This window comes from Bradyrhizobium genomosp. I (2014) (assembly GCF_000261685.1).
In the GTDB taxonomy this organism is placed as follows: Bacteria; Pseudomonadota; Alphaproteobacteria; order Rhizobiales; family Xanthobacteraceae; genus Bradyrhizobium.
In genome coordinates this window covers 46,564-72,750 of sequence record NZ_AJQE01000042.1, presented here as the reverse complement: position 1 = coordinate 72,750, position 26,187 = coordinate 46,564, and the positions used below count along the sequence as shown (strand labels likewise).

General features: G+C 61.7%; 23 protein-coding genes. 7 read left to right on the top strand and 16 right to left on the bottom strand.

Annotation, left to right across the window (positions count from 1 at the left end; genetic code table 11):
* Window positions 1–21: 21 nt before the first annotated feature.
* Both IC50_RS04410 and IC50_RS04405 read right to left on the bottom strand, forming a co-directional pair.
* Window positions 22–630, bottom strand: a complete 609-nt coding sequence (locus IC50_RS04410; RefSeq protein WP_035700880.1) for a cytochrome P460 family protein — start codon at window positions 628–630, stop codon at window positions 22–24.
* A gap of 322 nt (window positions 631–952) precedes the next feature.
* Entirely contained in the window at window positions 953–2,527 is a 1,575-nt protein-coding gene (locus IC50_RS04405) for an amidase (protein WP_244429524.1), read from the bottom strand.
* Between the two features lie 163 nt (window positions 2,528–2,690).
* Here IC50_RS04405 and IC50_RS04400 point away from each other — a divergent pair, with 163 nt between their 5' ends.
* The 3 genes from IC50_RS04400 to IC50_RS04390 are packed head-to-tail and all read left to right on the top strand — an operon-like array spanning window position 2,691 to window position 4,328.
* The gene (locus IC50_RS04400) at window positions 2,691–3,308 is read left to right on the top strand and encodes a sulfite oxidase-like oxidoreductase (protein WP_035700878.1); all 618 of its coding nucleotides are present in this window, start codon (window positions 2,691–2,693) and stop codon (window positions 3,306–3,308) included.
* The gene (locus tag IC50_RS04395; protein WP_035700876.1) at window positions 3,295–4,056 is read left to right on the top strand and encodes a ferredoxin reductase; all 762 of its coding nucleotides are present in this window, start codon (window positions 3,295–3,297) and stop codon (window positions 4,054–4,056) included. The genes IC50_RS04400 and IC50_RS04395 overlap by 14 nt, the downstream gene beginning before the upstream one ends.
* A 5-nt stretch (window positions 4,057–4,061) precedes the next feature.
* On the top strand, window positions 4,062–4,328 hold the full coding sequence (locus tag IC50_RS04390; protein ID WP_244429523.1) for a DUF6510 family protein: 267 nt from the start codon (window positions 4,062–4,064) through the stop codon (window positions 4,326–4,328).
* 361 nt (window positions 4,329–4,689) lie between these two features.
* Here IC50_RS04390 and IC50_RS04380 read toward each other — a convergent pair whose 3' ends face one another.
* The 12 genes from IC50_RS04380 to IC50_RS04320 form a co-directional block, all read right to left on the bottom strand.
* Window positions 4,690–5,457 carry an SDR family oxidoreductase gene (locus IC50_RS04380; RefSeq protein WP_035700870.1) on the bottom strand — a complete coding sequence of 256 codons (768 nt, stop codon included), beginning with the start codon at window positions 5,455–5,457 and terminating at the stop codon, window positions 4,690–4,692.
* 32 nt (window positions 5,458–5,489) lie between these two features.
* Window positions 5,490–6,467 (bottom strand): zinc-binding alcohol dehydrogenase family protein, encoded by a 978-nt coding sequence (locus IC50_RS04375; RefSeq protein WP_244429522.1) that lies wholly within the window; start codon window positions 6,465–6,467, stop codon window positions 5,490–5,492.
* A gap of 37 nt (window positions 6,468–6,504) precedes the next feature.
* A complete protein-coding gene (locus IC50_RS04370) occupies window positions 6,505–7,374 on the bottom strand; it encodes an alpha/beta fold hydrolase (RefSeq protein WP_035700868.1) in 870 nt (289 codons plus the stop codon).
* Between the two features lie 194 nt (window positions 7,375–7,568).
* Entirely contained in the window at window positions 7,569–8,510 is a 942-nt protein-coding gene (locus IC50_RS04365) for a helix-turn-helix domain-containing protein (RefSeq protein ID WP_035700994.1), read from the bottom strand.
* A gap of 334 nt (window positions 8,511–8,844) precedes the next feature.
* Window positions 8,845–9,459, bottom strand: coding sequence for a response regulator transcription factor (locus IC50_RS04360; protein ID WP_035700866.1), 615 nt, complete (start codon window positions 9,457–9,459; stop codon window positions 8,845–8,847).
* A gap of 2 nt (window positions 9,460–9,461) precedes the next feature.
* Entirely contained in the window at window positions 9,462–11,135 is a 1,674-nt protein-coding gene (locus IC50_RS38315; protein WP_050990880.1) for an ATP-binding protein, read from the bottom strand.
* Window positions 11,136–11,691: 556 nt separating this feature from the next.
* Window positions 11,692–12,207, bottom strand: a complete 516-nt coding sequence (locus tag IC50_RS04345; protein WP_035700858.1) for a YkgB family protein — start codon at window positions 12,205–12,207, stop codon at window positions 11,692–11,694.
* A gap of 19 nt (window positions 12,208–12,226) precedes the next feature.
* On the bottom strand, window positions 12,227–12,910 hold the full coding sequence (locus IC50_RS04340; protein WP_157460823.1) for an HWE histidine kinase domain-containing protein: 684 nt from the start codon (window positions 12,908–12,910) through the stop codon (window positions 12,227–12,229).
* A gap of 37 nt (window positions 12,911–12,947) precedes the next feature.
* On the bottom strand, window positions 12,948–13,202 hold the full coding sequence (locus tag IC50_RS04335; protein ID WP_035700855.1) for a hypothetical protein: 255 nt from the start codon (window positions 13,200–13,202) through the stop codon (window positions 12,948–12,950).
* Between the two features lie 133 nt (window positions 13,203–13,335).
* Window positions 13,336–14,373: an L-histidine N(alpha)-methyltransferase gene (gene egtD / locus IC50_RS04330; protein WP_271525033.1), complete on the bottom strand. Its 1,038-nt coding sequence runs from the start codon at window positions 14,371–14,373 to the stop codon at window positions 13,336–13,338.
* Window positions 14,373–15,032 (bottom strand): sigma-70 family RNA polymerase sigma factor, encoded by a 660-nt coding sequence (locus tag IC50_RS04325; RefSeq protein WP_081492340.1) that lies wholly within the window; start codon window positions 15,030–15,032, stop codon window positions 14,373–14,375. The genes egtD and IC50_RS04325 overlap by 1 nt, the downstream gene beginning before the upstream one ends.
* The gene (locus IC50_RS04320; protein ID WP_035700850.1) at window positions 15,029–15,394 is read right to left on the bottom strand and encodes a response regulator transcription factor; all 366 of its coding nucleotides are present in this window, start codon (window positions 15,392–15,394) and stop codon (window positions 15,029–15,031) included. The genes IC50_RS04325 and IC50_RS04320 overlap by 4 nt, the downstream gene beginning before the upstream one ends.
* A 538-nt stretch (window positions 15,395–15,932) precedes the next feature.
* On the opposite strand from IC50_RS04320, the gene IC50_RS04315 reads away from it, so the two are divergent.
* Window positions 15,933–16,460 (top strand): YkgB family protein, encoded by a 528-nt coding sequence (locus tag IC50_RS04315; RefSeq protein ID WP_035700847.1) that lies wholly within the window; start codon window positions 15,933–15,935, stop codon window positions 16,458–16,460.
* Window positions 16,461–16,485: 25 nt separating this feature from the next.
* Here IC50_RS04315 and IC50_RS04310 read toward each other — a convergent pair whose 3' ends face one another.
* On the bottom strand, window positions 16,486–17,172 hold the full coding sequence (locus IC50_RS04310; RefSeq protein ID WP_035700845.1) for a haloacid dehalogenase type II: 687 nt from the start codon (window positions 17,170–17,172) through the stop codon (window positions 16,486–16,488).
* A 394-nt stretch (window positions 17,173–17,566) separates the two neighbouring features.
* On the opposite strand from IC50_RS04310, the gene IC50_RS04305 reads away from it, so the two are divergent.
* Complete coding sequence (locus IC50_RS04305; RefSeq protein ID WP_440588134.1) at window positions 17,567–23,098, top strand: AAA family ATPase; 5,532 nt, start codon at window positions 17,567–17,569, stop codon at window positions 23,096–23,098.
* A 61-nt stretch (window positions 23,099–23,159) separates the two neighbouring features.
* Here IC50_RS04305 and IC50_RS04300 read toward each other — a convergent pair whose 3' ends face one another.
* The gene (locus tag IC50_RS04300) at window positions 23,160–24,092 is read right to left on the bottom strand and encodes an AraC family transcriptional regulator (RefSeq protein ID WP_050990877.1); all 933 of its coding nucleotides are present in this window, start codon (window positions 24,090–24,092) and stop codon (window positions 23,160–23,162) included.
* Window positions 24,093–24,328: 236 nt separating this feature from the next.
* On the opposite strand from IC50_RS04300, the gene IC50_RS04295 reads away from it, so the two are divergent.
* Both IC50_RS04295 and IC50_RS04290 read left to right on the top strand, forming a co-directional pair.
* Window positions 24,329–25,153, top strand: coding sequence for a sensor histidine kinase (locus tag IC50_RS04295; protein ID WP_035700842.1), 825 nt, complete (start codon window positions 24,329–24,331; stop codon window positions 25,151–25,153).
* A 147-nt stretch (window positions 25,154–25,300) separates the two neighbouring features.
* The gene (locus tag IC50_RS04290; RefSeq protein WP_035700841.1) at window positions 25,301–26,179 is read left to right on the top strand and encodes a DUF427 domain-containing protein; all 879 of its coding nucleotides are present in this window, start codon (window positions 25,301–25,303) and stop codon (window positions 26,177–26,179) included.
* Window positions 26,180–26,187: the final 8 nt, after the last annotated feature.

Sequence of the window (26,187 nt, the reverse complement as noted above, 5' to 3'; positions counted from 1 at the left end):
GATCTCCCGCCGACTACGCGGTCAGCGCGCGTCCTTGTTGTCCAGCAGCGGATAAAACTGCGTCCAGACCTCATCCTTCTTGGCGTTGGCGATGTGGCAGTAGGCGCACTCGTCCTTCGACTTCACCTTGGCCATCGGCGCCTTCGGCTCGTGATGATTGAAGTTGAAGTAGCCCCACCCGTTGGTATCGGCGAAGCGCCTCGAGTCCTTGACGGTCACGTCGGCGCCGTTCCACTTGCCCGGGAAGTAGCCGCGTCCCGACGCTTCCGTTCGCGAACCGTCGGCATTCTCCTGTGGCAACGTCAGCTGCAGCTCCTTGAACAGGATCGTTCCCTCGGGGAACTCGCCGGTCTTCTTGTAGATCGCGTACGAGCCCGGCTCGATATAGACGTTGTGGAATTCCGGGAAGTTCGCCTGCCCGCCATTGAGGGCGTTTGGCGTCAATGGTGAGCCGACATAGACCCACTCGTGAAAATTCTTCGGCAGGAGCAACTGCCCGTCTGCGGTGTATTCCGGCAGGTACCGCGCATTGCTCTGGGCATTGCCATCCTTGAGCGATCCGAAGAACAGGATCGTTGCGACCGCACTGCCTACGATGACCGCCGCTGCTGCCTGGACTCTCACGCGCATTGTCTTCTCCCGCGACTGGAGCCGAACGCACGAGGCGCCGGCACGATTGACCTGTTGGGAGATGAGATAGCCGGTCGCGGAGGACCTTGCGCGCTGGGGATTGCCTTCGCTTTTTCTATCTTGATGTATTCCGTGCCGATCCTGCGATCGCAAAGAGATTCGTGCATCGATAGACGCGCAGCCCAATGAGCGCCGCGACCGCTGAGCGGTCGCGGCGCATCATGAAGGCGAGCCAGGCGGCGCAAGGTCGGCCGGACCTGACAGCGAAGCTGTGCGAAGGCGCTCGGAATTCAGCCGGCCGATTCATCACGGGGATCGTCCGTCACGCCGCCAGGGGTCGTTCGCGGCAGATCCGGTAGTTGTCCTGCCAGGGACGAAGCCGCTCGAAGGCCGCGCTCGCGGCCAGCACGTCGAAGTCGGCGTTTCGCCGACCTATTATCTGCATCCCGACAGGAAGGCCGTCGGACATTCCGGCCGGAATCGATGCAGCCGGATGGCCGGTAAAGTTGACGAAGTATGTCAGAGCCCATCCGATGAGCGGATCGATGTCGACACCATTGATCGACTTCGGTCCGACCGTGTTGCCGTCGCCCGCGTTGTCGACCGGCGGGCACGCGACAGTCGGCGTCACGAGCAGATCAAATCTGCCGAGGACGTTCTGGAAGGCATCGTAGACCTCCGACCGGACCGCCTGGTCCCTGAAGAAGTCCAGGCCCGACATGCGATTGGTCTTCTCGACCCAATCCAGGTATTCTGGCGGAAAGTCGTCGCGATGCTTGCCGAACAGATCGATGCCATCGCGCTTCATGGTCTCGATCGCCTGCAGGTTCAGAAGCATGTACAGACGCGACCAGACGTCGCTCAACTCCCGTTGCGAGCGTGTGATCCCGAGCTTCACTTCCTCCACGTGAGCACCGGCTTCCTCGAACGCCCGTAAGGCACGGCCGACCGCCTCCGCGACTTTTCCGTCGACCGGAAAGACGTCGAGATTTGGACTGTAGGCGATCTTGAGGCCACGGATGGACCGACGGGTCGCGGCGGTAAAGTCGACTGGCGGCTCGATCAGACTGAAAGGATCTCGCGGATCATGCCCGGCAAGTACGTTCAACGCGATTGCGGCATCTTCGACCGTCCGCGTGATGGGCCCTTCGAACAGGAACGGAGAGTCGGCCGTACCGAACGCGTTGGGACGCACGAGGAACGGCACGCGGCCGAACGACGCCTTGTAGCCATAGACCCCACACCAGGCGGCGGGGATTCGTATCGAACCTCCGGCATCCGTGCCTTCTGCGATGGGCAGAAGTCCATCGGCAACCGCCGCGGCGCTTCCTCCCGATGACCCGCCGGTGTTCTTGGCAAGATTGAAGGGGTTACGCGTCGGACCAAACAGGTAGTTGTCGCAAGTGCCCCGGAATCCCATGAGCGGGCTGTTGGTCTTGCCGAGGAACACCGCTCCGCCGCGCTTCTCCATGCGCTCGCAGAACACGCAGTAGCCGTTCACGACGTGGTGCTTGAGCGCACGGATGCCGCCCAGGCTCGCAGGCCAGCCCGGCTTGAAGTCGAACAGATCCTTGAGAGCCGACGGAATGCCGTGCAGCGGCCCCAATGGCTCACTGGCGACCAAAGCACGCTCGGCCTCTTTCGCTCTCATGCGAGCGCCGTCGAAGTCGAGATAGACCAGCGCATTCAGGCTCGTGTTACGTGCCTCGATGCGCCGGATGAACGAATCGACCACTTCTACCGGCGACAAGTCGCGTCGCCGGATGCGAGCTGCCAGTTCTTGCGCGGTGAGGTAAGCGAGTTCGTCGGAATGCAGGGTCCGGCTCACGCTCGACATGGTCTCCTCCTTTTTGATCCACTTCAGGATGAAGCCGCATTTGATATTGAAATGGTCCATCCCCGCGCAGCCACGATTGCTTCGCCTTTCGCAATCTTGATGCATTCACCGCGACGGCCATCGACAAGGCATCGATCAAGGTTCATCTGCGCTTGTGCGGGCTGCACGGTATGCCGACACACATCCGGACGACCTGCGCGTCACCACAGAAGGGCACGCTTCCATGGACCGACCTCCCGTTTCTCGCGGCTTCAAATCGAAGCGACAGGCATCCGAAACCGCCCGGCTGCCGCCGGGTCAATATCTGACGACCGACTTCCCGGTGCTGTCGGCGGGCCCCACGCCGGAGATCCGTGTCGCCGACTGGAAGATCGCGCTTCAACTTGGCGGCTCGCTACTTGGGAAATGGACCTGGGACGAGTTCGAGGCGCTGCCCCAGACCACGATCGCGGTCGACATTCACTGCGTCACCAAATGGACGAAGCTCGGCACGATCTGGCAGGGCGTTGGCTTCGACGATCTTCTCAGGAGCGTCGGACTGAGCGAGCCGCCGGACGCCTATGTCATGGCGCATTGCGATGGCGGATACACGACGAACCTTCCGGCGGCCGACCTGATCGCGGGAAAGGCGATGATCGCGACCCGCTATGACGGTCTGCCGCTCGCGCCGGCGCACGGGGGCCCCGCCCGACTTCTGGTGCCGCATCTCTACTTCTGGAAGAGCGCGAAGTGGCTGCGAAGACTCCGCTTCATGCCCAAGGACGAACCGGGGTTCTGGGAATCGCGCGGCTATCACAACTATGGCGATCCCTGGCGGGAGCAACGTTATGACGGCGACTGATACGCCTCTGCAGTACCCCAGGATCGAGTGGCAGATCGGCTGCGTGCAGGCCATCATGGCAGAAACAAGCCGGGTGAAGAGCATCATCCTGCGGCCGGCCAAATGGTCCGGGCACTGGCCCGGCCAGCACGTCGACATACGGCTTACGGCCGATGACGGCTATCAAGCCGAACGAAGCTACTCGATCGCATCGCCACCGGAGGAACAACTGCTCACCCTCACCGTGGAGCGGGTCGAGGACGGTGAAGTTTCCTCCTATCTGCTCGACGAATTGCGGGTCGGCGACGCTCTCGAATTTCGAGGGCCCATTGGGCGGCATTTCATCTGGCGCCAATCTCTGGGCGGACCGATTTGCCTGGTCGCTGGCGGCACCGGGATTACGCCGCTGATGGCCATGTTGCGCCACCGCAAGAAGTCGCGCGCATACACACCGGCATCATTGATCTATTCGGCACGCAGCCTCGCCGAAATCGTGTATCGGGATGAACTCGACACGATGGCTCGCGACGATATCGACCTGCGTCTGGTCTATGCGCTCACCCGCGAGTATCCGGGCGACTGGAACGGGCATCGGGGGCGGATCAACGAGGCCCTGCTCGCAGAGAACAGCTTTTCGCGCGAGCAGAACCCCACATTCTTCATTTGCGGTCCTGCGGGGTTCGTCGAAGGCATCTCGAGCATGCTCGTGAAGTTCGGCTTCGATTCCTTCGCCATCAAAACCGAACGTTTCGGACCATCAGGAGCATGATCGCCATGGCAGACAACATCGCCGATCTCATTCTTGGCGGTGATCCGGGCACATGCCTGCTTCAACAAGCCTTTGCCTTTGACATCACCTTGACGAAGATCCGGTGCGCGGCATGCAACACCGTATCCGGCCTCGGCTCTCTAGCCGTCGACGGTGGTCCCCTGGAGGCGCTCGTAAAGTGCGCCGATTGCGGAAGCGATCTGATGAAGGCGACGCGAACTCAGAGAGGCTGTGTCCTTGAGATGCATGGTGCCCGGCACCTGTACTTCTGAATGCTGCGCCCGATCGCCCGCCGAACTCCGAAACCAAAGCCCCCTCAATGCACGGTGAAGACATCCACCTCGCTGAAATCGAGCGCCAGATTGCCGCCACGGCGGCAAACCTTCGCGAGTTGATCGAACAGGCCGCGTCATATTCCGCCGCGATCAGCGAAGAGCTCGTCGGCCAGCGAATTGACGACCAGGCCGCTCGGCTCGAGATTCTGATCAGGCGTCGCGAAGAGCTGCTCAGATCCAGAGCTGGAGAAGACTGAAGGGGTCGGCGAGCGCGAGCGCGCCGACCAGCCCTGGAAGCGTCAGGTATGAAATTTCAACCCATCGACGATCTTGTTTATCACCCTGCGTTCAGCGTCCATCAGATCGATTTCGCCTCGCCGCCGTCCATCCGCAACGCCGAGCCGGTCATCCAGCGCGCGCCGGGCGATACGAGGAACGCCATCAGTTCGGCAATCTCTTCCGGCTCGCCGTAGCGCGCGATGCCGGCCTCCTTCGGAAACTTTGCCGTTGCCTCCTCGACGGTCATGTTGTGCAGAGGCGCCCAGTGCTGAAGGTAGGAGCGGCGGCGGCCCGTCATCACCGGCCCCGGCAGGACGCTGTTGACCTGGACGCCATCGCTGATGCCCTTGTCGGAGAACGCCTTGGCCAAGGCGACGATTGCGGCATTGATGGTGCCGACCGCGGCGTAGGGCGCCTTGGGGAAGGAGGCCGAGTTTCCCGACATCAACACCACAGCTCCCTTCGCCGCCATGAGCGACGGCCAGGCGGCGATCGTGAGCCGCCGGGCGCCATGCAGCTTCAACGCCAGTCCGGCCTCCCACTGCGCCTCCGTCGTCTCGAACAGATCGACCTGAGGCACCGCGCCTGCGATATTGAGCAAGGCATCAATGCGGCCGAACGCCGCCAGGGTCTGGTCGACGACAGATTGAGCAGCACGAGGCTCGGCCAGATCGGCATCGATCACCAGCACCTCGGCGGCAGCCCCGACCGCCTTTGCGGTGTCCTCGAGATTGGCGCGGTTTCGCGCGACCAGGACGAGCGCCGAGAAATCGCGCGCCAGGCGCACCGCGGTCGCCCGGCCGATTCCCTGGCTCGCACCCGTCACGATCGCAACTGATTTCGACATATGAACTCTCCCGGACACCAGGCTTGCAAGTATCAGTCGCGGACAACGACCATCTTTCCGACTGCCTCGTTCGCTTCCATGACGCGGTGGGCCTCACGAATCTCATCGAAGCGAAAGATCCGGGCTGGCTTGACATCCAGCCGACCGGCCGCCGCGTCGGAGGCAATTTGCCTCAGCGGCACGTCGGAGAGCGGAAACCCGGGCGTGCCGAACACGAAGCTGCCGAAGAAGGTCAGGTGGACGCCGCTCGGCATCTGCAGCAGCGGATTGAAATCGGGAATTGGATCGAGCCCGCCGAGCCAGCCGGCGAGACAGGAACGGCCGCCCCGGCGGAGCATGGCGAGTGAGTCGAGCACGACACTGTTGCCGACGAGGTCGAGAATAGCGTCGACCTGCTTCGCCTCGGGGAGATGCCTCGAGAGATCCCGCCGTTCGATTTCGCACCGCGCGGCCCCGAGCTTCTCCAGCAGGGCAAAGCGCTCCCGGCTGCGCGTCGTTGCGATGACCCGCGCGCCGGCATTGGCCGCGAGCTTGAGCGCCGCTTGACCAAACGAGGAGGTCGCTCCGCGGATGACGAGAAGCTGATCTCTTCGGAGCTCGAGGTTACGGAACAGACAGGTCCATCCCGTCGCGAAGGTTTCGGGTATCGCTGCGAGCTCGGCCCAGGGCAAATCTGCATCGATCAAAGCGACGTTCGAGACCGGCGCCCGAGTGTATTCGGCGTAGCTGCCGTTGATGGTCCGGCCGAGCCCGCCCATCAATGCAGCCACCTTGGCACCTACAGGAAATTCTCCGCCCGGGCACGACTTCACGAGACCGACGCATTCGATGCCGCTGATCGGCGCCGCTTCGGCCCATTCGCCCCGGCGCATGTGCATCTCGGCATGATTGATGCCGAATCCCCTGACCTCGATCACGACATGACCGAGCTGCGGTTCCGGCTCCGGAACGTCGCGGTAGACAAGACTGTCCAGACCGCCGAATTTTTCAAGAACGATGGCGCGCATCATGATCCTCCGGCATTCCTCGCGGCGAGGGAAGCGCCGATCACGCGTTTGCGATCGGTGGCGCAAGAAAATCACCGATCGCAACGGCGATCTCCCGAGCATGGGTTTCGAGCGCGAAGTGCCCCGTGTCGAAGAAGCGCACTACGGCACCTGGCATGTCGCGCTGGAACGCCTTCGCGCCGGCCGGCAGGAAGAAGGGATCGTTCTTGCCCCAGACGGCCAGGAAGGGCGGCTTGTGCCTGCGGAAGTAGGCCTGGAATTCCGGATACATGGCGACGTTGGTCCTGTAGTCGCCGAAGAGATCGAGCTGAACGTCGTCGGCGCCGGGGCGCGCGAGATAGTGGTTGTCGAGCGTGTATCCATCAGGGGAGATCAGCGAGGTGTCAGGCACCCCGTGGGTGTATTGCCAGACCGTCGTTTCCGGCGAAAGGAATGATCGCAGTACCGCCCGGTTGGCGTTCGATGGATCTTCCCAGTAAGTACGGATCGGGCCCCAGCCCTCGCTCAATCCCTCCTCATAGGCGTTGCCATTCTGCGAAATGATGGAAGCGATACGCTCGGGATGCCGCAGAGCCATCCGGAAACCCGTCGGCGCGCCATAGTCGAAGACGTAGAGCGAGAAACGAGCAAGCCCGATGACCTCCGTGAACCGTTCGATCACCTGCGCCAACGCGGCAAACGTATAGGCAAAGCGTCCGCGGGCCGGCATGTCGGACTGGCCAAACCCCGGCAAATCCGGCGCCACCAATCGGAAGCGATCCGAGAGCGGCGGGATCAAGTCGCGGAACATGTGGCCGGCCGTCGGAAATCCGTGAAGCAGCAACAAGGCCGGCGCGGCGGCCGGGCCCGCCTCCCGATAGAATACATTCAGTCCGTCCACGTCCGCCCTGCGGTAGCGAATGCTCGTCATCTGCGGTCCCTCGCGGTCCCCCTCGACACCCGTTACGTCTCCTGAAAACGATGCTCAGATGGCCGTTGACGGGAGGCGGCCTCGCTGAGGTATTTCGTGGCACGGCACGATCCGGTTACAGACCCGCCTGGATTCTTCCGCACGTACGAGACTGCTGTCGCCTCCTCTGCCCGATCCATCACCCTCTGGTCGGCTCATTCGAACTTCCTGCGATAGCCCGTCGGGGTCCAACCCGTCGCTTTGCGAAAGGCCGAGCTGAAGGAACTCGTTTGTGCATAGCCCAGGCTCAGTGCGATGTCCGTAATCGATACCGCGCGATCCGCCAGTCGCAGCTTGGCGAACTCCATTCGCCGCTGCACCTGATACTGATAGGCCGGGATGCCGAACGACTTCTTGAATGCGCGGCAGAAGTGGTGAACGCTGAGCCTGGCGAGCTCGGCGAGCGTCAGGAGGCAGACTTGCTCTCCCAGATGCTCCTCGACATACTCGACGACGACGCGCCTCTGCCAGCCTGCGAGACCTCCGCGACTGATCGGTGTCGGCTCGCGAACGAGATGGGGATCGAATCTCAAAAGCTCGTGGGCGAGCACACCGCAGAGCGCCTCGAGGTAGGGCGCGCAGTTCGTCTCTCCGCTCTCGATTGCCTTCTTCAATTTGGAGGCTGTCTCCCAGACCAGCGGATCCTCGAAATATATCCTTGGCGCGAGTCCGGTCGCGCCGTCGACGGAGCTATGAAGCGCGGCAGGATCGAAGTAGAGGAAGGTCACCTGTGCAGACGATGCCGTCTCATGCCATTCCCGATAAGCACGTCCCGCCGGGACAAAGGTCAACCTGTTGTCGCTCCCCCGCAGCCTCGATGAGCAGAGGCCATCAATGGAGGTCTCTCCGCTTTTCCGTGCGCCCTCGTTGTACAACGCCAGGAGATGTCTCGATCCCTGAAAGCGAAACTCGACCCTGTTGCCGACCGGAAGGTGGACGCTCTCGGAAAACCACCAGCGCCATCCTATCCCGAGACGTTTCACCGGCCCGGCAGGCGTTATGCTGACCGTCGGATGAAGGACGGCCTCGGACCGCCCGGAAGGCTGCGTCTCGTCCGCCGACTGGATTGGCACCGCAGAAACCGCGGTGCGCAGCATGCCCTCACTCGAACTTGATACGTACATCCCCATCGTCGTCGCCCTGTTCTGTGCTCCGGATGGCCGCGTTCAGTCGCCAACAAACTTCCGCACGGAAGATATCCTGATTGCCTGGAGCCGGCGTTGAAGCCGCAAGCTGCAAGCGGCGTTACCTCTCCAGTCAAAGCGAGCTGCCTGCAGTGGCTGGCAGCACCGCACGGAGACAACATGCTTTTCATCGCCCTGGCGGGCAATCTCACGCTTATGCTGTTTCGGCCCATACCTAGGTATGGGTCGCGTGCGGGGACGGCACTGAGATGGTTCGGCACGAGATGCCGGTGCCGAAGGCGAAGCTTCAGCCCTGGAGTTGTAGCGCTTCGGCCATTCGAACGAGCATTGCCGCGGTCTTGGCCCCCAGCTTCCGCATCACGCTGCCACGATGCATCTTGACCGTCGCTTCGCTGATCGAGAGCTCGCTGGCGACCTGCTTGTTCATCAGACCGGATGCCACCAGCGTCATCACTTGCCGCTCGCGCGTGGTCAGGAGCGCAAACTTCTCCTGCAACTGTGCAAGGTGCGCGTTGTCGTCGCGCCGATCCATGTCCCTTCGGATCGCGGCAGTGACCGCATCGAGAAGATCCTGATCCCGTATCGGCTTGGTGAGAAAGTCGACCGCCCCCAGCTTCATGCCTCTCACGGACATGGGAATGTCGCCGAAAGCGGTCATCAGGATCACCGGGAGCCCGACATTGATCTTTGTCAGATACTCCTGCAGCTCCAAACCACTCGTGCCCGGCAATCTGACGTCGAGCACCAGGCACGCGGGAGCATCCGACAGCTCGACCTTCAGGAAATCCGAAGCAGATCCGTACAGCGCGACCTTGTAGTGCAGGGACTCAAGCAGGTCGCCAAGCGACTCGCGAACTGCGCGGTCATCGTCGACGATATGAACAACGCCAGAAGGAGGCATGTCTACCGGCTTTCCGACGTCTGAACCGCTTGGCGAAGCGGGAGAGCGAAGGTGAACCTCGCTCCACGTCTCCCGTTTTCTTCCACCCATAGCTGTCCTCCGTGGAGTTTCACTATCTTGCGGCAGATCGACAGTCCGAGTCCCAGTCCGGCCCCCTTCGTCGTATAGAGCGTCTCGAAGACCCGCTCTCTATCAGACGGGCTGATGCCACCCCCCGTATCCGCGATCGCCACGGAAATCATACCATCGGCGACCCCCGAAGAGAGGGCCAAAATGCGGTTCCCCTCCTCGACCCCGGCCATGGCCTCGATCGCGTTCCGCACGAGGTTGAGGGCCACCTGCTGGACCTGAACACGATCTGCTTCGACTTGAGGCGATGATCGATCGAAGTCGGTTCGGACGATGACCCCGGCCCGCTCGATCTCCCTTTTCGACAGAAGCAGGACCTCGGCAACCGCCTCGTTGATATCGAACTCGGCAAAATGGACCTGCGTGCCCTTCACGAGAGACCGGACCCCGGTCACAACCTCCGCGGCTCGACGGGCCTGCCTGATAATGCGCGCCACCGACTTCCGGGCCTCCGCAGCCTGAATGGGATCCCTGGCAAGCCACCGGAGGCAGGCTTCCGCGCTCATGATCGTTCCCGTCAGCGGCTGATCGATCTCGTGGATGATCGAGCCGGCGAGCTCGCCAAGGGACGTCAACCCCGTCGCCCGCGCCAGCTCGTTTCGCGCGTCGGCGAGCGCCTGCTCCGCCGCCTTCCGCTGCGTGACATCCGTGATGATGCCTTCCAGCTCGAGGTCTCCCGTCGGCCCCTCGTCGAATTGTCCGACGGCTGCGACATGCAACGTCTTTCCGTCCCGGTGGATCACGCGGTACTCGTGGGCAAACGGAGACTTCGTGCTGATCGCCTCGGTGAGAGCCTGCTCCAGCGCGGGATAATCCTCGGGGTGGACCCGACTACGGAACACCTCGAACGGCACGGGGTTTACATCCAGGTCGATATCCAGAATGCGGTAACATTCGCGCGATCCACGGGAGAGCGAGGTCCGCGTGTTCCACCGATAGCTGCCCATCCCGCCGATCTGCTGACCTCTGACCATCCACATATTGGTCTCGCGCAGCGCCTCGAACAGACGTACCGATTCGAATGAGACGGCGGCCTGATTGGCAAGCAAAGAAATCACCCATACACACCGCTGGGTAAAGATACCCGCATCTCCATCCGCTTCGAGATAGAGAACGCCAATCGCCCAGTGCTGGTGAATCAGCGGCAGGCACAATTGGGCTATCTTTCCAGACGTCGCCTTCGCGGGGTCAATCAATGCCGAGCTCTCTGCGCCGGCCTGTCTCACGACCGTCTGCTTCCGATCGAGCACCTCTTCGGCGAGGTCGCTCGGCAAACGGAAGTCGGCTTGCAGAGGAAAGGAAGCAAGGAAGTCTGCCCTCTCGCGCGGGAAGCTCGCATCGGCTTTGGCAAGCAACTCTCTTTGCCCGCTGAGCAGGATCGCCCCCCGAGCGGCCCCCGAATAACTCAGCGCCTCCATGAGGAGAGCCTTGGCCAATCCCTGATAGCTTATTTCTCTCGAGATGATCTGAAACGCCTTGGCGACCAGATCCAGCTCGTGCGTCTCGTTATCAAGCCTCATGCCGAGATGTCTCGTCGTGACCATCATATCCAGACGTCTCGACGCATCACCCCGCGGCTTGCGCATCGAGGGGGAGGACGAGCGCGGCGTCAGTACGCCGCAACATGTAACGGGACTTGCGAACGTTGCCAAGGTTGGCTGCGGGAGGCCGCGCTTCACGAACCCGCAACGGATGTTTCGCTTCGCATCGCATCGCATTTTTTCGAACCAGGTGTAACCAATGCGACGGCTGCTCCGAACTTCCACGAAAGTGCAGAGCGACGCCCCGATTGATCTGGAGTCTTCGCGCATCTGCTTTCCGTATCGCTGCTGCCGTTCTCGACAGCCCGGACCGCGAGCTCGAAGCCGGGCGGCACTGCCCGTCACGGGCTACGCCAGCATTTTCGCCCTGGTGAACGCGACCTATTACTGTGCTGGGAGGCTGCCGACCGGCCGGCGATCGAAGAGATTCCGGGCCAGGCACGCGTGACGATACGCACGCGGTCCCCAACTACCCCGCTCGATTTCGTCGCCGCGACGGCCGTCTCGCTGCACCATCCCATGTTCGCGCTGGCCATGATCTGCATCTGTCTGGCCGTGCATCTCAAGCCTCAGGTCGACTCAGGACCCGCGCCGCATCCTGCTTTAGAAGATACAACGACACCGCGAGCAGCACGACATCCTTCATCAGGAACGGGACGTTGCCTGTCATCGCCGGAAAGCCTCCCGCTGAAGCGTCCCAACCATCCGGCATGAACGGAATGATCGTGACCGTCGCGATGAAGGTACCGGTCGATCCAAGGGCGCCCAGAATGCCGAGGCGCTTGCTCCAGAAGCCCGCGAATATCAAGGCGCCAAAGGTCCATTCGGAGACGCCGAGAAACCAGCTGGCACCTTGATGGCCGAAAACGGGGTAGAGCCACCAGATCAGGGGACCGTTGCTGATGAAGGGTTCCAGACGATCGGCCTCGTACGCCCACCACTTCTGATACCCGAAAAAGAAGAACAGGATCACCATCGACGCTCGGACCACGTGGTAATCCAGATCTCCCGCCAGGAGTTCCGATATCGGCAGCCTGCTTGCGAACGATTTCCGCGGGACACTCGTCAATGTACTCATGATGTCGATCCTCCTGATCCTAGCTGACAGCCCCCAGCGTAGTCGACGTCTGGCCGAGATCGATCAGAAGCCGGCAGACAAGACCGTCGGGTGCGAAGTCGAGATCGACCTGCGCACCCGGCAAGGCCTTTGCGATCAACTGCGTGCCGAAACCTCTGCGCTCCGGCCTGGTCACCCTCGGTCCGCCGCGTTCGCGCCACTGGATGGCAAGACCTTGTCCGCCAAGACAGGGCGGGCTCTCCCAACTCACCTCGACGGCTCCCGTCGTCGAGGTCAGCGCGCCGTACTTGCTCGCATTCGTCGCCAACTCATGGATGATGACGTGCATCGACAGGGCGATGTGCGGCTCCAGCGTGAGGTCCGGCCCCGCCAGCAGAATGCGGCCCGTTTGGAACATCGCGTGCGGCTCGAGCGTTCGCTCCAGCAGCTCCGCAAGAGACACGCGCTGCTCCCGCACCGAGCCGATCATCCTGTAGGCATCGGACAGGGTCGCGATCCGCGCCGAGAGCGCCGCGCGAAGATCGGCGGTCGTGTTCGCATCGGTATTGTTCACGAAGCACAGCACCACGCTGAGGATGTTGCGCATTCGATGCTGCAATTCCCTGACGAGCAGCTCGAACGAGTCGTCCCGGATCGGGGCAATCCGCTCGTAGCGCGTGCACCCGCTTCCGTCGCGGAACGAATCGGTGACAGTGCGCCTCATGTGCAGACCCATTGCTGTTTGCCGAGCCCGATATCGATCAACATCCGCGGCAGATTTTCAGCCTCTTGTCGAGATCTGCGTCCAGGCCTTCCTGCTTCTGATTGAAGTCTGTTATGCGCTTCTGCAACGCATCTTCGGCGACTGAGTTCGGCATGAACGCATCGCCGCGCGGCTGCACGTGTACGCTCTCAGCCGGGCTCGGCGCTTTCGGCGACGGCGCGGGGAGAGGATCCGCCAGGGCAGTCAGGGGAATGGCGGCGAAGCTCAGGATGAGGGATGAACGGAGTTGCATGGTCGCACCTCGACGCAGTTGATTGCCACGAAGACACACGCAGTATGCAGGATATCGCGGGCCTTGCTGTTCGTGGATTGCGCCGATTGAGGCGATATTGCCGGAATGATTCCGGTTGCGCCTTCGATGCGCCCTAGGGTGCCGCTCGCGCGGGCCTTTGCTCCGCGAGAATGACGGAGAAAAGCTCCCTGTCGTCGGTCCAATCGGCGATGGGATTCCATCCGCCGGCCTGCAGCAGGACGAAGGCATCCCTCCGTCCGTATTTGAGGCTGTTCTCCGTGTGGATGGTCTCGCCCTTCGTCAAAAGAAAGACCCGACCATCGACCTCGAAGCTGACGTCGTGAGTGGCTTCCAGATGCATCTCGATACGCGCTTCCGCATCGTTCCACCGCGCCACATGGCGAAATGCGCCCACGGGAATCGAGCCTCCCAGCTCGCGATTGATCCGATGCAAGAGGTTGAGATTGAACGCCGCCGTCAGCCCTTGCGTGTCATCATATGCCGGCAGCAGAATTTCCTGATCCTTGATACGATCGATGCCTATCAGCAGCATCGACCCGGCCCCCAGGGTGGTCGCCATGGCCCGCAGCAAATCCACCGCCGCAGGGACGGTCAGGTTTCCGATCGTCGACCCAGGAAAGAAGCCGAGGCGCGCAGTCGACGTAATCTCTTCCGGCAGCGAAAAGGGATGGGTGAAGTCGGCCTCGGTTGGATAGATCGGTAGCCCGGGAAATGCACGCGACAAGCCTGCCGCAACCTCCCGGAGGAATTCGCCCGAGATGTCGATCGGCACATAGGCGCAGGGCCTCGTTTCCGCCAGCAGCAACCGCGTCTTTGCCGAGGAACCCGAACCGAACTCTATGACTGCGCGTCCCGCCCCCGCGAGCGCGGAGATTTCCGATATCGCGGACGCGAGGATCGATCGCTCGGTTCGTGTCGGATAGTATTCCGGCAACAGCGTAATGGCCTCGAACAGCGCCGATCCGCGGCGGTCATAAAGCCATCTCGCCGGAATTGCCTTTGGCGCGAGACTTAACCCTTCCATGATGTCATAACGGAATGCCGCCGTCTGGTCGGCCGCGCCGGATCGCACTTCGTTCTGGATTTGAAGCAACTTCACTATTCCTTCGCACGGCGTCCCGTTCGGCCCGGACGGCGGCCGCAATGACATCAGGAAACCAACGCCGCCAATTTCTTCAGCCCGCGGTGGATATTGATCTTGACCAGGGCCGCCGACTGGCCGGTCGCGCCGGACGCCCGCGCGATGCTAAGACCGTTGAGCTTCACGAGGCGGATCACGGTCTCTTGTGCAGGCTTGAGCCTGCCGAGCAACTGGTCCAACGCGGCAGCGCTGATGGCGACACCTTCGTGATCCTCGACTGCGATTTCCTCGTCGAGCGCAAGCGCACTGTAGCGGGACGCATCGCGAACGCGATCGACCCATTTGTAGCGCGCAATAGCCGTGATCCAGGCCCCGAAGGGCTTGGACGGCGTAAAGGTGTGGCGTTTGGCGTGAATGGCCAAGAGCACGTCCTGCCGGGCATCGTCGGCAGCGGGATATGGAAGCCGGCGCGCGTAGTAGGCGCGAAGCCACAGATCCAGCTCCCGAAGCAATTGCTCATATGCGGCTCCATCCCCTGCCCGCGCCGCAAGCATGAGCCCGCCCCATCGCTTCGAGCAATCGTTCCATCTCTCCCAGCGGGCCGTCTTTCCGCGATCATGTCGCGGCGGAGCCGTATCTTCCCGGGACCGTGGGCTCCGCAGCTCGTCGCCACCGGAGGACTGCGTAGCCATAAATGACGTGATGTCGTCACCGGTGAGCGCTTTCATCTTCGAAGGCTCCTGTCGAGACACTCAAGCAGCGCGCTTGTTTCGAACGGCTTTCTGAGAAGGCAGAATGCGCCGATCGATGCGGCTTCCGCATCCAGCTGCTTGTGAGGGAGCGCCGTAATGAGAATCACCGGCGCTCCGACCTTCTGCTCCTGGAGTTCGCGAACGAGATTGAGCCCGCCCATTCCGGGCATGTGAACGTCGGCGATGATGCAGTCGAAGCTCGAGCGGTCGGCATAGCTCAGCAGCGCTTCGGCGCTGTCGAACGGCTCCGAGCGGTAGCCGATCGATCGCATCAGATCCACCAAGGACAGGCACAGGGCCTCGTCGTCATCGACGACTCCTACGAAAGGGACCTTCACCTGACTTATCCTCGCAAGGCGCAATCATCATCAAGACGCGATCGCAACGGGGGCGATCGGCACGCAAGCCGTTCCCCTTCTGACCAGGTGACAGTTGTCGTGACGTTCGACGCTTGTTCCCGAGAGGCGCATGTTCGGTCTCCCCAATTGAGGAAAATCCAGTAGCTGCGCCAGGAGCAGTTGCGCAGATGAGCCCGGAACATGCGTTCGGCGCGAGCCCCCTACAATCTCACGATTGTGATGCACAAACCTATACCTTGGTATGGGTTTGCGGCGGCAACGCGGACCACCGAAGACGGAGCGCGCGCAGCAGCAAGCCGGCGTCGTCGTCTCGCAATGTCATTCGCGGATGCCGGGACGCGAGTGAGGTCCGGCCAAGCCGACCGCGGTCTCCTCCAGCCGAACAGCACAATTCTGAGAAACGCGCGATAACCCACGCACAGCGCGGCTTTCGAACCCTGGTTACTGTTCAAGTCACGACGGACGTCGAGGCGCCGCTCGGCGTCAATCCGTGATCTCGAGGATGAGACGACATCAGATGGACCATCTCATAAAGAAACTGTCCGAGCTCGATCTGGTCAGAAGCGATTTTGACTACCATGCCACGCGTGTGGCGATGATCGTCGTGTTCCTCGTCTTCGGCTGCCAGAAATGGTTCGACTACGAAGCGCATGCGTTGATTCCCTTCATCAGCCACGGGCCTCTGATCTTCTGGATGTATCCGGTGTTTGGCGTGCGCGGGGCGGCCTACTTCCTGGGTTCCGCGGAATTGTCGTTCGGATTGCTTCTTCTGCTCGGCTTCTGGAACCGAAAACTGGCGATCCTGGGATCGCTGGGTTCATGCGCGACCTATGTCGCCACCGTGACGATCATTCCGTTTTTCCCCGACGCCTGGGCCGCGCCGGCCGGCGGCTTTCCCGCGGCCACGTTGCCGTTCCTCTTCCTCGTGAAGGACGTCGTCCTGCTTGCGGCTTCGGTCTATCTGCTCAAGCAGGATATCCTCCGGGCAGCGGCCGAACTGTCCCCGGCCCAGAACGGGATTGTCCGACAGGAAGCGATGCGGTAGCGCCGGTTGACGCTGGAGGGCAGGATCACCTTCGTCCCGTGTTCCGGGCGATGAGCTGCTCGGCTACATCGGCGAGGTCGTTGCCGATGATCTGCGGCTGGGGACCAACTCCGAGGATGTCGTTTCCGGGCCGCCTGATGAACGCTGCTTCCCAACCGGCCGCCACGGCGCCGAGCGTATCCCAGGCGTGGCAGGCGATCATGCAGAGCTGCGACGGACGGACCTTCAGTTCATTCTCGACATGAGCGTAGGTTTGCGGCGAGGGCTTATAGACCTTGACGCTGTCCACGCTGAACGACCTTTCGAAGAATTTCGCAATTCCGCCGCGTTCCAGCTGGCGGGTCTGAACTTCAGCCAGGTTGTTTGTCAGGGTGAACAGCCGAAAGCCGGCATCGCGCAGCTTCCGCAACGCTCCCGGCACTTCCGGATAGGGCGGCATCGTCGAGAATTTTTCCTTGAGCTCCTCGCCGTCCGCGCGCTCGATCCTGATGCCTTCGGCGTCGGCGAGCATCTTCAGGACGGCAGCACCGATCTCCGTGAACGGCACGTAAGCGCGTGCCGCCGTCAGGGCCAGCGAATACATGACGAGGTCGGCGAACCAGAGTCGCATATCGATCTTGTCTCCGAAAATGCGCTTGAACGTCGGCTCCATTGTCCGAAGATCGAGCAGCGTTTCGTTGACGTCGAAGACGATCAGGGGAAGATCGGACATGCTGCAAGCTCCATCTTCGCTTCGGCCGCGTGCCGAGGATGCACGGTCTGCGCACGTGACGCCGTACGCCGGATCGGGACGATCCGGGCTGTCATTCGTGGACGGGCATGGCTTGGTTACAGCCCGAGCCAAAAAACCTCGGCCCAGGGAATTCGGTGGCTCACGGGAGGGTTCCCGAGCTCAGAGTTCCCGATCAAATGCAAATCTGCCCGTAACCTTTGTGGCAGCGTCCCCGAATATTGGAGGCCAGAGGAGCGAGCAGCGTGAAGCTGACAGGTTCGTTCTGATGGGTGCCGTTGTTGTGGATGACTTTTCCGGGGAGTAGGCTGGTGGGGGGCGATTGGACGCATGGCGCGCCCTCTCCAGGGCCAGCTCCGGAGTCCGGCAGATGAATGTGTCCCCGCCGATCCCCACACATGGAGATGCCAGTCCCGAACTGCTGTGGCACGACGGGGAGCGCGTCTTCTGCCGCGAATGGTGCCGGGGCGCCGACGGCAACATCAACAGTGTCCTGACCGTAAGAGCCGCTACGGATCGCGCGCCGGCCGCGGTCCTCGACCGGCTCGTCCATGAATACGCCTTGCGCGACGAGCTCGATGCGAGCTGGGCCGTACGGCCGATGGAACTGATCCGCGACAGCAGCCGAACCTTGCTGATCTTGGAAGATCCGGGCGGCGAGCCGCTCGAGCGGCAGCTCGGCGCGCCGATGAAACTGGACCGCTTTTTGCGATTGGCTCTTGCTATCGCCATTGCCGTCGACCAGCTCCATCGGCGGGGTCTGATCCACAAGGACTTGAAGCCCGCAAATCTGCTGGTGACCGGAGCGGACGAGGTCAGGATCACCGGATTCGGCCTCGCATCCCGCCTGCCGCGCGAGCGACAGCAGCTCGAACCACCGGAGACCATCGCGGGCACGCTGGCCTACATGGCGCCCGAGCAGACCGGCCGCATGAACCGGTCCGTCGATTCCCGCAGCGATCTGTACGCAATCGGCGTGACGTTCTACCGGATGCTCACGGGCGCATTGCCGTTCACCGCGGCCAATCCGATGGAATGGGTGCACAGCCACATCGCGAAGCGAGCGGTACCACCTGCCGAACGAACAAAGGACGTGCCTAGTGCCGTCTCGGCGATCGTCATGAAGCTTCTGGCCAAGACGGCCGAGGACCGCTACCAGACCGCCGTCGGCCTCAAGAACGACCTCGAGCACTGCCTTGCCGAATGGGAAGCGCAGGGACGGATCGATGATTTCGTTCTGGCCCAAACCGATACGCCGGACCGCCTGTTGATTCCCGAACGGCTATACGGCAGGGAGCACGAGATCGAGGCGCTGCTTGCTTCGTTTGATCGCGTCACCCGGAGCGGCACGCCCGAGTTGATCCTGGTGTCCGGATCCTCCGGTATCGGCAAGTCCGCGCTCGTCGACGAAATGCACAAGGCTATAGTCCCACTGGGAGGGTTCTTCGCGTCGGGCAAGTTCGATCAGCACAAGCGCGACATGCCTTACGCGACGCTGGCGCATGCGCTTCAGGGCCTGATCCGAGGCCTCCTCGCCAAGAGCGATGCCGATCTGGTACCCTGGCGCAGGGCACTGCGCGAAGCGCTCGGGCATCTCGGTCAACTGATGGTCGATCTCGTTCCGGAGCTGCGGCTGGTGATCGGGGATCAACCACCTGTCCCGGAGACCTCCCCGCCGGACGCACAGCGACGCTTCCAGCTCGTCGTTCGACGCTTCATTGCCATCTTCGCCAAGCCTCACCATCCCCTCGTGCTGTTTCTCGACGACCTGCAGTGGCTCGACGTGGCCACGTTGGATCTGATCGACGACCTCCTGAACAGATCGGACCTGCGAAATCTGCTTCTCGTCATCGCGTATCGACGCAACGATGTCGACGTCAGACATCTGCTGGCACAACGGCTCGTCGAAATTCGCGCGTCCCGCAAGCGGGTGCGCGAATTCGACCTGGCCCCCCTCACCCGGGATGCCGTCCGGGAGTTCATTGCGGATGCACTTCACTGCGAGCCGGCATACGCCGCGCCTATCGCCGGGGTGGCATACGAGAAGACGGGCGGCAATCCGTTCTTTCTGACGCAATTTCTGCAGACGCTAGCCGAAGAAAAGCTGCTGACCTTCGATCATGACAAGAGGCAGTGGCACTGGAACCTCGAACGCATCAAGGACAAAAGCTATGCCGAAAATGTCGCAGATCTTATGGTCGGCAGGCTAAGCGGTTTGCGCGACGAGACGCGTCAGGCCCTACTGCAGCTCGCCTGCTTGGGCAACAGCGCCGAGGTTGCGGTGCTCCGCCTCGTGCACGGAACATCCGAGCAGACGCTCCATATCGATATGCGAGACGCAACGCGTCTCGAGCTGGTCAGACGCCTCAAGAGTTCCTACGCGTTCGCGCACGATCGCGTGCAAGAGGCCGCTTATGCGCTTGAACCGGACCAGAACAGGCGAACGGCCCTGCACCTTCGCATCGGCATGGCCCTGGCAGCGCAGCTGACCCCTGACGAAACCAACGAGCGCGTCTACGTCGTTGCCAACCAGCTGAACCGCGGCATCGCCGCTCTGGCAAACGGCGCCGAACGCAACCAGGTCATTGCCGTCAATCTCGCTGCGGGTCGGCGCGCGCGAAATGCAACGGCTTACCACGCGGCAACAACCTACCTCGCGATCGCCCGCAAGCTGCTCGGAGAGGAAGGACATCCGCGTTGCAGCCAGGACGCCTTTGCGATCGGGCTGCTTCACGCCGAATGCAAATTTCTGCTTGGAGATTTGAACGCAGCCGAAGCAGAAATGACGATCCTCTCACAGAGCCGATCGGACATTCAGGCGAGCGCGGAGGTTACCAGGCTTCAGGCACAGCTGTACACCGCTGCCGGACAGCTCGAGCGGGCGGTCGACGTCTGCCTTGCATTCTTGCGCAAGACCGGGATTGACTGGCCCCCTCATCCCAGCCGAAGCGAGGTGGATGAAGATCGGCGACACCTGCGAAGTTTGACCGAAAAACTGTCGGACGATCAGCTGCATGCGCTACCGCCAATGACCGATCCGAACCATCGGGCAACGATGGGCGTCTTGGCCGACCTTGTCACGCCTGCCTTTCTCACCGATCGTAACCTGTCCGACATCATGCTCGTAGAGGCCACGCGGCTGACGATCGAACACGGGACCAGCCCCGAAGCGAGCTATCCGCTGACCGCCATATTCGGCGTGCTCGCGAGTAGTTCAACCGAGGCCGAACTTGGATTCCGATTATCGCAGTTTGGCGCAGCCCTTGCTGACAGGCAGCCACAAATAGGGTTGAGCGGCCGCGCGCTTTTGGTATTCGGTCTCCACGTAACCCCATGGATTCGTCCGATCCGATCGGGACGGCCGTTCATTCAGCGCGCTCTTGCACTCTGTTTGACGACTGGGGAGCTGGCTTTCGCGGCGTATTCACATCGCGGACTGATATCGGTCGATCTCTTCTGCGGCGATTCGCTTGCGGACGTCTGCTCGAGCGCCGAGCGGGCCTTGTCATTCGCGGAGGGTTTGGGTATCCGGCTGGCTGCGGAGGGTCTGGTCAAGCAAAGAGATCTGGCGCTGAGCCTTACGGGGCGCGATGAGAGGAATGCCTTCAAGAGCCCGGGTGCGCTTCAGCCCCCGGATGCGAGCGAACCGTTAACCGCCTTCTTCTACTACGCGACGCAAATTCAGATCGAGGTCCTCGCAGGACGCGACGATGTCGCGATTGACCTCGCCGCACGCGCCGAAGAGCTCTCCTGGTGCGCCCGCGCTTATTCGGACTTTACCGAATACCGGTTCTACACGGCGCTCGCTCATGCCGGGGCCTATCACGCATCGCGCCCCGAGGATCGCGAGCGACGCCTCGGCGACCTCCGCGAGCACCACCGCAAGCTCACAGTCTGGTCCAACCGCTGCCCGGCGAACTTCGCCGCCCGGCAGAAGCTCGTTGCGGCGGAGCTTGCGCGTATCGAAGGCCGCGAACTCGAGGCGGAACAGCTGTACGAAGAATCGATCCGATTGGCGCAAGAATCCGGATTTGCGCAGATCGAGGCGATCGCCGCCGAGCGCGCAGCGGGGTTCTACCAGGCGCGCGGCATTCGAACGGTCGTTCTGTCCTACCTGATGAAAGCGCGCGATTGCTACGCGCGCTGGGGCGCCGAGGCAAAGGTGAGCCAGCTCGAGGAACTCTATCCGGGCCTGCGGGAACGAGGATCCGCGCTCAATGCCGCAGGCACGATCGGAGCGCCCGTCGAGCAGCTCGACCTCGCGACGGTTCTCAAGGTGTCGGAGGCCGTTTCAGGCGAGATCGTGCTTGAGAAGCTCACGGAAACCCTGCTTCGTTCGGCGATCGAGCACGCGGGTGCGGAACGCGCCGTGCTGATTTTGCCAAGAGGCCCCGAGCTGAGAATTCGGGCGAAGGCGGTGACGGGCGGCGGTTCGGTCGCTCTGGATCTTGCCGATTCACCGATCTCCGCCGCCGAAGTGCCGATGTCGATCGTGCTCTACACGGCTCGCACGCGAGAGAGCGTCGTGCTCGACAATGCCTCGACGAACAGCGCATTCGGCGGCGACGAATACATCAAGCAGAAGCGCGTCCTGTCAGCCCTGTGCGTACCACTCATCAAACACGGCAGGGCGGTGGCGTTTTTGTATCTCGAGAACAATCTTGCCTCGCGCGCTTTCACTCCCGCCCGGATCGCGATCCTCAAGTTTCTCGCGTCCGAAGCCGCGACCTCGCTCGACAATGCCCGCCTGTATCGAGAGCTTCAGGAGCGGGAGTCGAGGATCCGCCGGCTGGTCGAATCCAACATCATCGGGATTTTCATCTTTGATCACACTCCCGACATTCTCGATGCCAATGACGCCTTCCTGAAGACCCTGGGATATGATCGCGAAGATCTCGGCGCAGGCCGGTTGCGTTGGGCAGATCTGACGCCGCCCGAATGGCAGGAGCGCACCGATCGCGCCCGGGCCGAATTGAAGGCGACGCGAATCGTCAAGCCGTTCGAAAAGGCGTTCTTCCACAAGGACGGCAACCGGGTGCCGGTGCTGACCGGCGGCGCCTTGTTCGACGACGAGCAAGAGCAAGGCGTCGCCTTCGTGCTCGATCTCAGCGAGCGCAAACGCGCGGAAACCGAGGCACGCGAGAACGAGCAACGTTACCGCGAGGCTCAGATGGAGCTGGCCCACGCCAACCGCGTGGCGGTGATGGGACAGCTGACGGCGTCGATCGCCCACGAGGTCAATCAGCCGAACACCGCCGTCATCGCCAGCGCGCAGGCAGCATTGAGCTGGCTCGATCATCATCCGCCGGCGCTGGAGCAGACGCGCAGGGCGCTGACACGCGCCATCGAGAACGGCATCCGCTCCAGCGAGGTCATAGGACGTATCCGCGACCTGATCAAGAAATCACCGCCCAAACGCGATTCCCTGGCGATCAACAACGTGATCGGTCACGTCATCGAGCTCACGCAGACTGAAGCCGCGCGGAATGGTGTCTCGATCAAGACGGCATTCGCCGATCGCTTGCCCATGGTGATCGGCGATCGCGTCGAGCTGCAGCAGGTGACGCTCAACCTGATCCTGAACGCCATCGAGGCGATGAGCGGAATCACAGAGGGCAAGCGAGAGCTGCTGATCCGGACCGGGAGGGCCGATGCGGAGAGCATACTCGTATCGATCGCGGATTCGGGGCCAGGATTGTCTCCAGAAGGCCTCGCGCGGCTCTTCGAACCCTTTTATACGACCAAGCCCAGTGGTTTGGGTGTCGGGTTGTCAATATGTCGTTCGATCATCATTTCGCAGGGTGGCCGACTATGGGCGGCCGCCAATGTGCCGCGGGGAGCCGTCTTTCACTTCACCCTACCGATCAACGACGGACTAGGCGTCGACGCTTGGGAGGAAGCAGAATGACCAGTCCACCTGCGAGGATGGTCTCACTCGGCGCCGCTGCGACGCCTGAATATCGTTGCTCCTAAGCGTCCGAATACTTTGCACGCCTCCAGTTGCCGGGTGTTATTCCAACCTTTCGCAAGAACACGCGAGTGAGGTGGCTCTGATCCGCAAAGCCGCACTCGAACGCGATGTCGCTGATCGACTGCTTCCCTTGCAGCAGACACTTGGCGCGTGCCACCCGCTGCTCAAGGAGCCACTGGTGTGGTGAGGTTCCCAGCGTCCGCCTGAAGGCACGCGAGAACTGCCCTGCGGAAAGTCCGCAGGCGCCAGCCAATTCTGCGACCGAGCGGTCTGCGCCGGCATCATCGAGAAGCAGTTCTTTGATGCGCGCTACCTCCTGGGGCGAAAGTTTGGCTCCCGTCGTGGCTTCAGTGGGATGCAATCCACAGTAGGCAACAAGCAAGCGCGTGCGCAGCGCAGAGAATACGTGATCGACAAATAGCATTGGAATTTCTCTAGGTCGGCTCAACGCCGGTAGGACGGCGCGGGCAAGCGAGGTCGTAACCTCGTCCCTATACTCGCGTTCGACATCGTAGTCGAAGCCGGCGAAGGTGGAGCCAAGTTCACGTGCAGTCTCGTCAAAGGCAAGATCGGGCACGAAGAAGTTCAATGCTTCGAACGGCGCCATATTGTCGCCTTCCCAATGATAGCGCATGTCGAAAAGGGAGATCGCTCCCGCGTTCATCGCGGGCCGCATGGCGTGATGACCATCCTTCCAGACGTCCTGCGCCTCAGGATGATCCGTGAGATATACGGTCACCATGTACATATTCTCTCGGAGATGCATTGAGGTCATTTCCGAGCCTTGTCGGCGCCTGAGGGTATGAACGGCGTTAAGGCCGGCTTTGGCGAACTTTGCGCCAGCGATCTCTCGAACCTGACAAATGCCGTCCTTGGGATCGGACAAGAAATCCGACGGCTTCTCTCTCACCACCCTGCTCTGACTTCTCATCACTTTGCTCCTATCCGCGGCAATGATTGATCGCTAGATCTTGCCCCCCTGATCCGTCAGCCGATGTCCTCGATGAACATGAGAACCATTGATCGTCGTTGAACCCGATCAGATTCGTCCAAAGCGACCGTCAGGTCTATTCAATAATGGCGACGCGGCTTTGAGTAGGATGACTGCTGAAATCAAACGGGTCACCAGCATCGGTCGCATGTTGCATTGCGACGGGAATAGCGTCGATGTTGGAAGTCTGCTCGATGCTGAGCGTGCGGAGCGTCGTGATGGATCTCTTTGAACTGAAGACCGCGGTGGATCTCCTTCATGGAACCGAGCGCGAAAGCGATCGCCAATTGCGGCTGACGCAACTCGGGGAACTCGCTGGAACGATCATGCATGAGATCAATCAGCCGCTCGGCGCGATCATTTCCAGCGCCGAAGCTGCCTTGCGCTGGCTTGACCGCGACGTTCCAAACGTCGCCGCGGCTACAAGGTCCATACAGCGCATCCGTGCCATAGCCGGTCGGTCCGGGCGGACCATCGCGGACCTACAATTGTTGTCGGCGAATATCCTGATCGATTTTACGGAGCAGTCGCTGAACTCTATTGTAGAGGAAGCGCTTCAGATATCTAAGCCGCAACTTGCCCTCGCAGAAGTTACGACGACAATATGCCAGGATCCGGCCCGGCCGGTTGCGAAGGCGAATATGGATCTGCTCCTTCAGGTGATGCTGAACGTTATTCAAAACGCGATTGACAGCGTGCTAGAGGTGTCGGAGCGCAAAAGGACGTTGAGCCTTCGAACGTTCACCTCATCGGAATCTGTGATTGTCGAATTTGAGGACAACGGTGTTGGCCTTTCCCAAGACCCGGGGGTAGATCTGTTCGATCCCCTCTACACCACGAAAAAGGGCGGTATGGGCCTCGGTCTCGCGCTCTGCCGGCGCGTCATGGTTGCTCACGGAGGTTCGATCCAAGCCAGACCCAATTCCGTTTACGGTGCGACATTTGCTGTGAGTCTGCCGCAAGTGGCGCCATCGCGCCGATGCTCCGATGTCGTTGGGTAGCGTCAGGCAAGAGTCCTCGCAAAATATTGCGATCGTCTGTAACCTCGACCAGAGGGCGCACGAAATACACTCGATCGAATAGTTCAGGCGAAGCCACATGGGTCGGGACAGGTCCACCATCCGCTGGCGTGCAACGAGGAGGGAAATGTGGGACTATCCTGGCAACAAGGCCCCCTTTCAACGGGAGCAATCGGCCGCTTCCTCGTCCCCGAGCAGCTGCCCAAGCGACTACTATACGTCGAACCGTTACGCCGCCGCATGCGCGTGCACTTTGGGGGACACTGGATTGCCGACAGCGAGAAGGTCCTCCTGCTGTTCGAACCAGGCCGTTATCCCGTGGCCTATTTCCCGGCGACCGACGTTTCGCCCCAAGTCCTCGAGCGCACCGAGCATATCACTCAACATGCGGACCTTGGGCCCACGTCCTGGTACAGCGTGCGGGCGGACGAGCAACACATCGCAGCGCGAGGAGCGTGGCAGCACACCAACCTGCCCTCCCATGCGGGCGATTTGCAGGGTTTGATCGCCTTCGCCTGGCGGGCCATGGATGCGTTCTACGAAGAGGACGAGCGCGTCCTCGGCCATGCGGCCGATCCCTACCATCGCATCGACATCCGCCAGGCATCTCGCAACCTGGTAGTTGCGCATCAAGGTCGGGTCATCGCCGACACAAAGCGGCCGCTTGTCCTCTACGAGTCCGGCTTCGCACCTCGCTGGTACGTTCCACGCGCCGACGTCGATGAGTCCGCCCTTACTCCGGTGAAGCTTCAGACCTTCTGCCCGTACAAGGGGCTCTGCAGCTATTATTCCATCGGAGAGGCCCGCCAGGCGGCCTGGTCTTACCTCGACGCCTATCCCGAAGTCCGCCGTATCTCCAATCTTGTGTCATTCGAGCCGGACATCGTGACAGTTCATCTCAACGGCACGCAGATGCGCCTCGAGGCGGGCCAGTCGGTCGTTCCACACGGTCCCGATCGCAATCTCGACATCGCCGAGGTGGCTCCCGCGCCGACGCCTGGGGGCTAGCCCAAACG